The organism is Streptomyces caeni (assembly GCF_042678285.1).
GTDB classification, from domain to species: Bacteria; Actinomycetota; Actinomycetes; order Streptomycetales; family Streptomycetaceae; genus Streptomyces; species Streptomyces caeni.
This window is the reverse complement of sequence record NZ_JBHUDX010000166.1, coordinates 1-10,778: the sequence shown is the minus strand read 5'-3', so window position 1 is coordinate 10,778 and position 10,778 is coordinate 1. Positions and strand designations below refer to the sequence as shown.

The window sequence follows — 10,778 nt, the reverse complement described above, 5'->3', positions numbered from 1 at the left end:
GCTGAGGTCGAGCACGGTACGAACAACCTGCAGATTCCACTGCACGTTCTCCGCGAGCCGCGCAATCAGGACATCCGGGATGTCGAAGGACGCTGCGAGGGCCTGCTTGTCCCTGGCGCTGAGCTTCATCCCGGATTCAGCGGCCACGGTGCGGAACTCCGGCCTTGCGAGGTATCCCTGTTCGATGAGGGCGGTGACGGGGTTGTCGTAACCATCGATCTCCAACATCACCTTCTGGCGCGCGAAGAAATCCGAAAGCCTCTCATCTTCAGAGATGTCCGACCATGTCCGGCCAGGAGTGGCCGTCAGCCCCAACAGACTGGAATCGCTACGGAGAGTGAGTGCGTCGACGGCCTTGCGGTACGTAGGCGCGATAGCCTGATGCGCCTCGTCGAAGACCGTGAGGGTGGTGCGCAGGGCGAGACGGTCGAGGAATGTCGGGTCGCTCTTCGCCGCGGCCGTTGCCTTGTCTAGGCCGAGCACGACGATGCCGTCCGTGATGCTGTCGATATCGGCAGGGGCATCGCCCCACATGCGCAGGACGGTGACCTCGCGGTTGCCGAGAGCGCTCCAAGCGCGCTCGAATTCCAACGCGGCCTGCTCCAGGAGTTCCCGGCCCCGAGCCAGCCAGACCACAACGCTGGGCTCACTCTGTCGCAGGTGATCACAGATCAGATTCATGCCAGTGCGGGTTTTCCCGACACCGGTCGGAAGGTGGAGTACCGCCCTCCGTTCCCCGGAGTACAGCAGGCGGCGTACCTTGCCGGCCGCGAGCCGCTGATGTGGGAACAGTGCGTAGTTCGGCACGCTGAGGCTGCGAAACGACGCGGGGGGCTCGGGGGCCCGGTCGACAACAAGGCCGAGGAATCCGAGAAAGGTCCGACGCTGATCAGCGGTCCAGGGCAGCGCGGAAAGGAAGTCATCAGGTTGGCCGGAATCCCCGCGCCCGAGCCGATCGGCGAGCTCGACCTGTTTCGTCTCGGGCAGCAGACCCAGGAGCAGCGCCCGCTCGTCTGCATCACCGATCAGCCGCTCCGCGGAGACGGCGGAGGCGGCGACTCTGCGGAGGACCGCCTCGGTCTGCTCTCCTGAGTGCAACAGTTCCAGCAGCTCGCAGGTGTGGTCGCCGAGCAGGCGCCGTACATAGGCGAGGGGTGCGGTGCTGAGGATGCTTTGAAAGGGGAAGCCCGGAGACTCGATCATCGTGATCTCCACCCCACCCGCAGGGCACGAACGCCGTGCGCCCCATCGACTCGCAACCCAGCCCCCTTTACTCGTCCATGCACACCGCTTGCCACATCCGCGCCACAGCGTGCGATCAAACCCTAGACCCAGCCGCTGACAACCGGGAGTTGAGAGGCGTGATCTGCCGCACCGGCCCGTGACCCGTGAGGTGCTCCGCGCACCGCTGAACTCCCATGGCGCGCCGGGCATTTTGGCCGCCAGGCACCACTCAGCCACACTGGGAACATCTGTTCCAAAAGCGAGGTCACGATACGGGTTCCGGTGTGCGCAAAACCGCGCCTGAGCCACATCCCAACCACGGCACGGTTAGGATCACGGTGTACTACTGGTGGAAGGTGCCGTACCGGGCGCGGAGCGCCACCAGCTTCAACGAGCAGAACCGATGTAAGCGGGGTGGAGCGTGACAGATCAGTCACTCGACTCAGATCTGGCCTATCTCGATTACAATGCCACAGCCCCTATGCGCCCCGAGGCAGAACAGGCTGTGCTCGCAGCCATGCGTACGGTCGGCAACGCCTCAAGTACTCACCGCTCGGGCCGCGCTGCTGCGCGACGGGTCGACACGGCACGCCGTCAAGTGGCTGAGCTGCTGAACTGCACGCCGGGAGAAATCGTCTTCACGTCCGGCGCAACGGAGGCGAACAACCTTGCCCTGCGCGCGGCGTTCAGCGTCGGTGGGGCCCTTGTCACGAGCACCGTCGAGCATCCTGCGGTGCTGGAGACAGCCAAGAACCTCACGGGTGAGGTGCCCGGCACGCTCCGGCTGGTACCGGTGAACGAGGACGGCCTGGTGGATCTGGACGCACTCCATGACGCTCTGGCCGGAGGTGGTGTGGCGATCGTTTCTCTGATGGCCGCCAACAACGAAACCGGCGTCCTGACTGCCCTGGCCCCGATCACGGAGGCAGCGCACGCGGCCGGGGCCCTCGTGCATACCGATGCCACGCAGATGGCTGGCCGGCTGCCGATCGATCTCGCGGAGACCCATGTCGACCTGCTGTCCCTCTCGGCTCACAAGTTCGGCGGCCCGCAGGGAGTGGGGGCTCTATTCGTACGGCGCGGCATCCCGCTTCCATATCGCCCGCTGATCTTCGGTGGAGGGCAGGAACGTGGATGGCGAGCCGGGACCTTGAACGTAGCCGGCATCGCGGGCGCCGGGGCAGCGGCAGAGGCCGCGCTCCACGGCATGGCCCACGAGCGGGCGCGAGTTGCCGGCCTGCGTGACTTGCTGGAGAGCGCCCTCGTTGAGCAGGTCAGCGATTGCCGGATCAATGGTGCGCTGGGGCTGCGGCTTCCTGGGGTAACGAGTATCACCTTCCACGGGGCGCCTGCCGACGCCGTGCTCGCTGCGATGCCCGATGTCGCGGCCTCGGAGGGAAGTGCGTGCGCTTCCGGTGCGCCGAGCCCTAGCCACGTGCTTCTCGGGATGGGGCGCAGCCGGGATGAAGCTGACTCCACGGTGCGTTTCTCCCTCGGCTATGCCAGCACCGACCGCGACGTCATCCAGGCCGTTTCCTCCACGGTCCGGGCCGTCCGACAGGTGCGGGCAGCTATGTCGACCCCCGCTTGATCCACGCCCGAGCTTTGAAGCACACCGAAAACCAATGGACACGGAGAAATCCCGCATGTCAGACAGTCGGCTAGCGGAAGCCGCCCACTCACAGTTCGCGCGCCACGAGACCTTCGCACCGCGCTTCGGGTGGCTCCACAAGGCGTACATGCAGGTGAAGGACAACCCGGAGGCGTTCCTCGCGGACGACGCCCCGGTGCTACTCGGTGTCGGTAAAAACATGGTGCATGCCATGCGGTACTGGTCCCGGGCGTTCAAGCTCACGCGTGAACTCCGCGGCAGCGAAGACTCGGGCTCCCGGGCGATGTACTCCTACCCAACATGGGAGGCGCGGTGGCTGCTCGATGAGAATGGGGCCGACCCGTACCTGGAAGAGCCTGGAAGTCTGTGGCTGCTGCACTGGTGGCTGCTGAGCTCCCGGCCGGGCTGGAAGAGCTGGACGCCTTCTTGGTATGTCGCCTTCCATCTTGCCCCGTTCTCCCGGTTCACAGCGGCGGATCTGACCCAGCTCATCGTGCGGCACGTGAACCTGTCCTACGGCGAAGGTCCTGTGGAGGCCTCGATCGCCAAGGACGTCGACTGCATCACGAAGATGTACGTCCCCGCCCGGCGTAAGGACGGAGCCCCTGGCGCGCTTGAGGACCTCCTTGCCTGCCCCTTCCGTGACCTTGGCCTGCTGGAGCAAGTGGGACAACGGGGCAGTGCTGAGTGGCAGTTCACCAGTGGTACCCGTACCTCTTTGCAGGCCAGGATCATCGCTTACGCCTGCCTCGACTACGCAGCGCGCACCACGCGGCATGGCAGCTCCATCTCCCTGGCCCGCCTCGCGAACGAGGCCGGCTCCCCTGGACGGGCGTTCCGGGTGCGAGAGCCTGTCATCGCCGCAGCACTGGAGCGAGTGGCCGGCGACCATCCCGAACTCCAGATCGTGGAGGCAGTCGGCCAGCGCAGCCTGGCATTCTCCGATGATCCGTTTGAGTTGGCCTGGGACATCTTGGATGAGCAGTACGACAAGGTCCGCAAACGGCCAGACTTCCCCAGTCGGGAGAAGTGGGGTCGAATGTACCCGCAGCTCGCCGAGGCTGAGAAGCGCGAACTCAAGCAGCAGGACCCGCAGCTCCCCCTGAACGACGAGGAGAACGCGTGACCACCGCGACCCCCGCACGGCCTGATGCCACCGGCACGGCGCCCGGAGATCCGCAGTTCCCCACAGGAATCAGCCTCGTCGGCTCCCAGATGCGGTCCACCAACCTGGAGCGCGACGTCCAGGACGAGCTGCAATCCCCCTACATCGGCGCCCGTGCCGTCGATGTCCTCGATCGCGTCACCAACGCACTCGGCAACCTCTCTCGCACCCGATCCTGGTCCTTCACCGGACCCTACGGCTCCGGCAAGTCGACCCTGACTAACGTCATTGACGCACTCCTCGGTCACGACCAGAAGCGGCGCGCCGAAGCCGAGACAGTCCTGGGCGCAACCAGCGGCGGCCTGGCCCAACGCCTCGCCGCCAACCGCGACGCCCTTACACCCACAGGCTTCCTGGGCGCCGTTGCCACCGCTCGGCGCGAGCCCCTCGTCGCCACCCTGTCACGGGCGTTGCGCACTGCGGCCCAGCGCCGGTGGAAGAGCCGCCCGCCGAAAGCGATCGCCTCGGCCCTCGCCCCGTGCGCCGATCCCGCAAATACGACGCCCAAGGACATCCTCGACGCGGTAGCCGCTCTGTGCGCGCAGCAACCGGTTCTGCTGGTCATCGATGAGTTCGGCAAGACGCTGGAACACCTTGCCGGTCACAGTGAGTTCGCCAGCGCCAAAGATGACTTGTTCTTGCTGCAGGAACTGGCAGAAAAGAGCGCTGGCCCGCGCGGGCTGCCGCTCTTCATGATGACTCTGCAGCACATGTCGTTCATGGACTACGCATCGCGCTCCAGCGAACTGCAGACCCGTGAGTGGGCCAAGATCCAGGGCCGGTTCGAGGACATCACCTTCGTCCCCCACCTCGGCGACGCCATCCAGCTCATGCGCCGCCGAATCAGTCAATCCGACGTCTCCGCTCCCAACCGCGAACTGATCCGGGCCCAGGCCGAAGCAGCCGAAACAGCCTGGCGCGAGCACGCCCTCAATGACGTCGTCAACCTCAAGGCGGAGCACTTCGAGGACCTGTATCCGCTGCATCCGCTGACCGCAGTCGCGGCTCCGTACCTCGCAGCTCAAATCGGCCAGCACGACCGCAGCCTGGCCGGCTTCCTCAACAGCGACGAACCCAATACGGTCCGCCGCTCGCTGGACCTGTACTCCCTCGACAAGCCGCAGCGCGCCGCCACCATCCAACTGGCGCAGCTCTACGACTTCTTCCTCGCTTCCGGCCGCACGTCATTGCTGGCTTCAACCAATGCCAGTAAATGGATCGAGATCGACGCCCGGATCAACGAGGCCAACGGCCTCTCCACGTCTGACCAGGTTCTCCTGCGCACCATTGGCATGCTGAACCTGATCGACTCCGACGGTGCTCTGCGGGCCACCGCCGCGATGATCTACTTTGCGCTGCACGAGCCGTGCGATGGGGCAGACCCCACGGCGTTCGCGGCGCTGGAGGGTCAGCTGCAGAGCCTGGTCGACCAAGGTCTGCTCGTGCATCGGCACTTCAACGGCGAATACCGGGTATGGCAGGGCACTGATGTCGACATCGACGGCCTGCTCAAAGAGATCACCAACCACCTGGACAATCCGGAAGTCATCCGCAAGCTAGGCGACCACCTGCCTCTGGCTGTCGCCGCCGGCCGACACAGCCAGATCACCGGCATGCTCCGTGCCCTGTTCGTCCACGTTACCGGCCCCGACACCAAGAAGATCACAGGCCCGGACGAGCTCAACGACCACGCCGACGGACTACTGGTCTTCCACCTCGGAACACTTGAGGACCGCCCCGCGGTAGAAACTTCCTTGCCCGTGGTTCTCGGCGTCACCCAGGAGCCGGACCTTGTTCTGCGCGCCGCAACGTACTTCGTGGCCCTCCAGGACCTGCTGACGAACAAGTCCTTGGACCCAGTAGCACGGCGGGAGATCAAGGAACGCGCCACAGCAGCTCACGCCGAATTGATGGAGCTCCTGGACACAGCGTTCTATCCACAGACGCAACGCGCCACTTGGCGCTTGTGGCGCTCGGGTATCTCCGCCGCGGCAGGAGAGGGTGAGGTGATCGAGAGCCGCAGCCTCAGCGGTCTCGCTTCGATCGCCTGTGACCGGGTCTTCCCCGCGACTCCACACATCCGTAACGAAATGCTGGGCCGTCATGAGCTGACCAGCCAGGCGGCCAAGGCCCGTCGGGAGCTGCTCACCGCGATGCTGCTCAAGTCCGGCGAGCAATACCTCGGTATCGACAAGTACCCAGCCGAGCGTGCCATGTACAGCGGAGCCCTGGAGTACATGGGCCTGCACAGGGAAAACAGCGGCGCCCCGACGGACGACTCGTCGACGTCCTTCCTCCCGTACGGCTTCTCCCGGCCCAGCGAGCAACACCAGCACGCTCTGCCGGTCTGGAACGCCCTGGAAACGGCGCTGAGTGAAGCGCACCAGCGGACCGGGCTCGACGAGATCTTCCGCACCGTCATGGTCCCGCCTTACGGCGTCAAGGCCGGCACCGTACCCCTCCTAGTGGTCACCGCTCTCATCGTGCGTAGCGAGGACGTAGCGCTCTTCGAGGAAGGCTCCTACCTCCCCCGGCTCACACCGGACGTCGTCGAGCGCATGCTCAAGGCGCCTCGCCGCTTTGCAGTGAAGTACACGCCCGTCGGCGACGGCCTGCGGAAGAGCGTCGTCAAGAACCTGTCTGCGGCCCTCAGGGTTGAATCGCCACGATCCCAGGCGCTGCGCAACCCTGCCCTACTCGCAGTCACCCGGGCCTTGCTGGAGCGGGTCATGGTGCTCACTCCCTATGCACGCCGCACACGGCGTCTCAGCAAGGACGCCATCGCCGTGCGCTCTGCGCTGATGCAGGCACAGGACCCAGACGATCTCCTCTTCTATGCTCTCCCTGAGGCTCTCGGTCTGGAGCCGATCACCGCCGAGGCGAAGAAGAGCACAAGCCGCAACAAGGGGTACGCCGAGCGGCTCGCTCATGCGGCCAATGAGATCTCCGGCGCCGACCAGGCGCTGCGGGCCGAGGCCATTGAGACCATCAGCCGCGAGTTTCGTCTCCCTGCCACGCTTCCGGAACTGCGTCGCGCGCTTGCGGCACGCCTCCGGGGCTTCGCAGGCGTCTCCTTGAGCCTGGAGCTTCGCGGCTTTGTGGCCATAGCGCTCAACGAAGTCCTGGCGGATGAGGATTGGCTCGACCCGCTGACAGTGCGGCTGTCGAACTCCGCGCTCGGGGACTGGTCCGACAGCGACGTCGCTCTCTTCCCCCAACGGGTACGGGAGATGGCTGCCGCTCTCGACCGCGTGAGCCACCTGTACCAGAGCCGGCAGCAATCCGCCGGCCAGGACGAAGCCCTTGAAACACGGCTTCTCACCCTGACCGGCCAGGACGGCACCGAACAGCGCACCCTTATCTACGTCCCGGAGCAGTCCCGGCACGATGCCGAAGCCCTCGCTGTCAGTGTCCTAGAGCAAGCTAGGGAGATGCTCGGCCTCGACGGCGCCCGCATCCTGCTCGCCGCTCTCGCCCAGCGCGTAGCCGAGCCCGCGGACACGACGGCAGCAGAAAGGACTGAGTGACCATGGCCGACGGCACCGATACCAAGAAGGTCCGGCATGTCCTGGGCATCTCAGGTGGGAAGGACTCCTCCGCCCTCGCCATCTACATGCGCGACCGGGTCCCGGAGATGGAGTACTTCTTTTGCGACACCGGTGCAGAACTGCCGGAGACCTACGAGTACCTCAACCGGCTCGAAGCAGCCCTGGGCAAGCCCATCGTGCGGCTTAACGCCGACCGCGACTTCGACCACTGGATGGAGGTATACCAGGGCACCCTCCCGTCGCCCCAGATGCGCTGGTGCACCAAGAACCTGAAGATCAAGCCGCTGGAGGAGTGGGTCGGCGACGACGAAGTCATCTCCTACGTCGCCATCCGGGCCGACGAGAACCGCCTTGGCTACGTCAGCACGAAGCCCAACATCGAGGCGGTCTTCCCCTTCCGGGAGGACGGCATCGACAAGGACGGCGTCATGCGCATCCTCAACGAGGCCGGCATCGGTCTCCCCGGCTACTACGAGTGGCGCACTCGTTCCGGCTGCTACTTCTGCTTCTTCCAGCGCAAGCACGAGTGGGTCGGGCTCAAGGAGCGCCACCCCGAGTTGTTCGACAAGGCAGTGGCCTACGAGGAGAAGGTCCGCTACCAGGACACCGCCATGCAGGGCCGCGACTACACCTGGTCACAAGGCGAGTCCCTGCACCAGCTGATAGAGCGCCGAGAAGAGATCCAGGCCAAGCACGAGGCAGCCATGGAACGCGCCGCCAAGCGCATCAAGCCGAACCGCCCGCTGCTGGAGGTCCTCTCAGACGCACTCGACGCGGACGACGACGAAGCAGGCTGCTCGGTCTGTCATCTCTGATCGATACGAAGCGCCCCCGGAGGCCCCGTTGGTGATGAACCATCACCAACGGGGCTTACTGTCGTCTCATCGCACCGACTGTCAGTGCCGCGTGTAAGGATGTTCCCAGTTTCCCTGGTAACTCGCCTACGCCCGGAGCACTTTGACGGATGACCGACACAGACAGGCTCTCCCGCATCGCGCTTCGATACCGGGAAGAAGACAGCCCTGCACTGCTGATCGAGGCAGGGATCACCCGCATGCTGGATACCCCCACGCATCAGGTCCTCCAGCAAGACCTGGAAGACATGGCCACCCCGTGGCAGATTTTTCCAGCTACCGATCAGCTCGCCAGCAACCTCCCTGACAGTCCCGGCCTGTACATGTTCGTCTGGAGACCCGGCTTCCGCCTGCGACTTCATGGAGATCACTCTGGCCCCCTCGCTGACACGAGCGGCAGCTTCCCGTTGATCCTTTACATTGGGCAAGCAGGAGGAGCCTCGCGTGGCACGAACACACTGCGCAATAGGTACAAAAACTACCGGAAACACCTCAGGGGCGATCCGGAGGAGCTGTGGACTCAATCCGAGCCACGCAGGCGAGCAGAGCGCCTCACCCGGTACCTCTCTCTAGGACCACTGGAGTTCTGGTGCGCCGTGGTCGAAGATCGGTCCCGGATCGAGGGCCTTGAGAAGCGCCTGATCCGCCTATTCAACCCGCCGCTCAACGATCAGAACCGCCCACGGCTCCGGGTTACACAGCTGGGCGATTCACACCCTGCCTGGCCATCCTGATTCAGATCGCACCACGAGAGGTACGCATGGGTTCCAAGACCTTCATCCCCGCCTTCGAGGCCAAGGTGGGTGATTGGACCTACTACACCTGCCTAATGAAGTACGGCCAGGTAGCACGAGAGATCCAGTTCGCCCACGACCGCGGCGGCAACCAGGACCTCGGCACCATGATCCAGCGAGGCATCGGGGCCCGCACCAAGGAGATCACCGAGTACCTGCTTACGAGCGAGCACCGGTTTCTCGGCTCCCTAATCGTGGCCGTCTGGGGAGGACACCCCGATTACACCCCGCTCATCATGTCAGCAGAGGCCGAGAGTCAGGAGATGCTGCAGGGCATCGACCGAAACTTTGGCGTGCTGACTTTCGACGGGACCCACCAGTACTTTGCGCTTGACGGCCAGCACCGGCTCAAGGCGATCAAGGATGCCGTCAAACAGGACCAAAGCCTGGTAGACGAGGACATCAGCGTCATCGTCGTGCCGCACTTTGACACCGAGGAAGGACGTCGACGTACTCGTCGCCTGTTCACGAACATCAATCGCAACGTCAAGCCGACGAAGGCACAAGAGAACCTCGCCCTGGATGAAGACGACGGCTTTGCGGTTCTTACACGTCGGATGCTCGACGAGCACGACTTCCTAAAGCGCGACGGCGTTATCCGGGTATTCACCAAGCAAGGCTCTGACGGTGACTTGCGCCTCGCCGATAGGCAGGTACCGGTCAACTCGCCCGCCTGGAGCACCTTCGGCGTGCTGTACAACCTTGCCCAGGATCTTGGATTTGGCCTGCCGTCCGGCATCTACAAACAGTCACAACGCGCAACTGACGAGGCGCTAGACGCCAGTTACGACATCATCACCAGCCGCCTTGATGATCTGCTGGAGGCGTGCGGCGACCTTCGAACACGCTACGAGACCCAGGTGCCAAAGGACCTCCGTGCACCTAAGGGACTCGATGGCAAGGGCCATGCGTTCATGCGTCCAGTCGTGCAAGTACAGGTGGCGAAGGCTGTCCGCTACATCATGGACCATGAACTCTTGGAGTGGTCCGAGGTAATGAAAAGGCTGAAGGCACTCGACTGGCGCATTGCATCGGCTCCTTTCTCATCAGTGTGGCTGGAGACACCAGATGCTCCTCGCAAGGGGAAGATGATCACTGGCAAGGAGCATGCTCAGCTGCTGCATGATCTATTGCTGGTGCACCTCGCACCGTCCACGAAGGCACAGATCACCCGCGCCGTGCGCATGTACAAGGACTACAAGAAGGAAAACTATCCGCTTCCCATGGACAACCTTCTAGCCCTCCTCCCAGCTGAGGCTGAATCACCGAAACTCCCCAGCCAGTCCTCATGAGCACCAGCTGACAACCTCGCCCGTCTCCCACTGGCCCGGAATATACTCCTGCGCGATTCGATTGTTCCGTCGAGGACGTCGAAATGGATGGGGAAGCTGGTGCACGATCTGAAGCTCTTCCGCGTCACGGCCGGGCAGGCGGCCGAGATCCCGGGGGCCGCGGTGGCGTTGGAGCGGCACTTGCAGACGCTGATCGAGCAGAACATGGAAACGATGCTGGGGATCCGGTTCCTCGCCTCGGAGTACAGCACCGGCCCTCGCCACCGTGGGCGGATCGACTCCCTCGGCC

Annotated in this window: 7 protein-coding genes and 1 pseudogene; 7 read left to right on the top strand and 1 reads right to left on the bottom strand. The window is 64.3% G+C overall.

Going from position 1 to position 10,778, the window contains the following annotated elements; genetic code table 11:
• On the bottom strand, positions 1 to 1,203 hold a 1,203-nt coding region (locus tag ACFSL4_RS37470), incomplete at its 3' end, for a DEAD/DEAH box helicase (protein ID WP_381092590.1).
• A 502-nt stretch (positions 1,204 to 1,705) separates the two neighbouring features.
• Between ACFSL4_RS37470 and ACFSL4_RS37465 the strand changes: the two genes are divergently transcribed.
• The 7 genes and pseudogenes from ACFSL4_RS37465 to ACFSL4_RS37435 form a co-directional block, all read left to right on the top strand.
• Entirely contained in the window at positions 1,706 to 2,815 is a 1,110-nt protein-coding gene (locus ACFSL4_RS37465) for a cysteine desulfurase family protein (RefSeq protein WP_381092591.1), read from the top strand.
• 34 nt (positions 2,816 to 2,849) lie between these two features.
• Complete coding sequence (locus tag ACFSL4_RS37460) at positions 2,850 to 3,962, top strand: DUF4007 family protein (protein ID WP_381092589.1); 1,113 nt, start codon at positions 2,850 to 2,852, stop codon at positions 3,960 to 3,962.
• Positions 3,959 to 7,528: an ATP-binding protein gene (locus tag ACFSL4_RS37455; protein ID WP_381092588.1), complete on the top strand. Its 3,570-nt coding sequence runs from the start codon at positions 3,959 to 3,961 to the stop codon at positions 7,526 to 7,528. Before ACFSL4_RS37460 ends, ACFSL4_RS37455 begins: the two co-directional genes overlap by 4 nt.
• Positions 7,529 to 7,530: 2 nt before the next feature.
• The gene (locus ACFSL4_RS37450) at positions 7,531 to 8,364 is read left to right on the top strand and encodes a phosphoadenosine phosphosulfate reductase domain-containing protein (RefSeq protein WP_381092587.1); all 834 of its coding nucleotides are present in this window, start codon (positions 7,531 to 7,533) and stop codon (positions 8,362 to 8,364) included.
• 149 nt (positions 8,365 to 8,513) lie between these two features.
• Positions 8,514 to 9,137: a GIY-YIG nuclease family protein gene (locus ACFSL4_RS37445; RefSeq protein WP_381092586.1), complete on the top strand. Its 624-nt coding sequence runs from the start codon at positions 8,514 to 8,516 to the stop codon at positions 9,135 to 9,137.
• Positions 9,138 to 9,163: 26 nt separating this feature from the next.
• Positions 9,164 to 10,489 (top strand): DNA sulfur modification protein DndB, encoded by a 1,326-nt coding sequence (locus ACFSL4_RS37440; protein ID WP_381092585.1) that lies wholly within the window; start codon positions 9,164 to 9,166, stop codon positions 10,487 to 10,489.
• A gap of 87 nt (positions 10,490 to 10,576) precedes the next feature.
• Positions 10,577 to 10,778 (top strand): annotated as a pseudogene (locus tag ACFSL4_RS37435) (DUF5655 domain-containing protein); the annotation flags it as partial.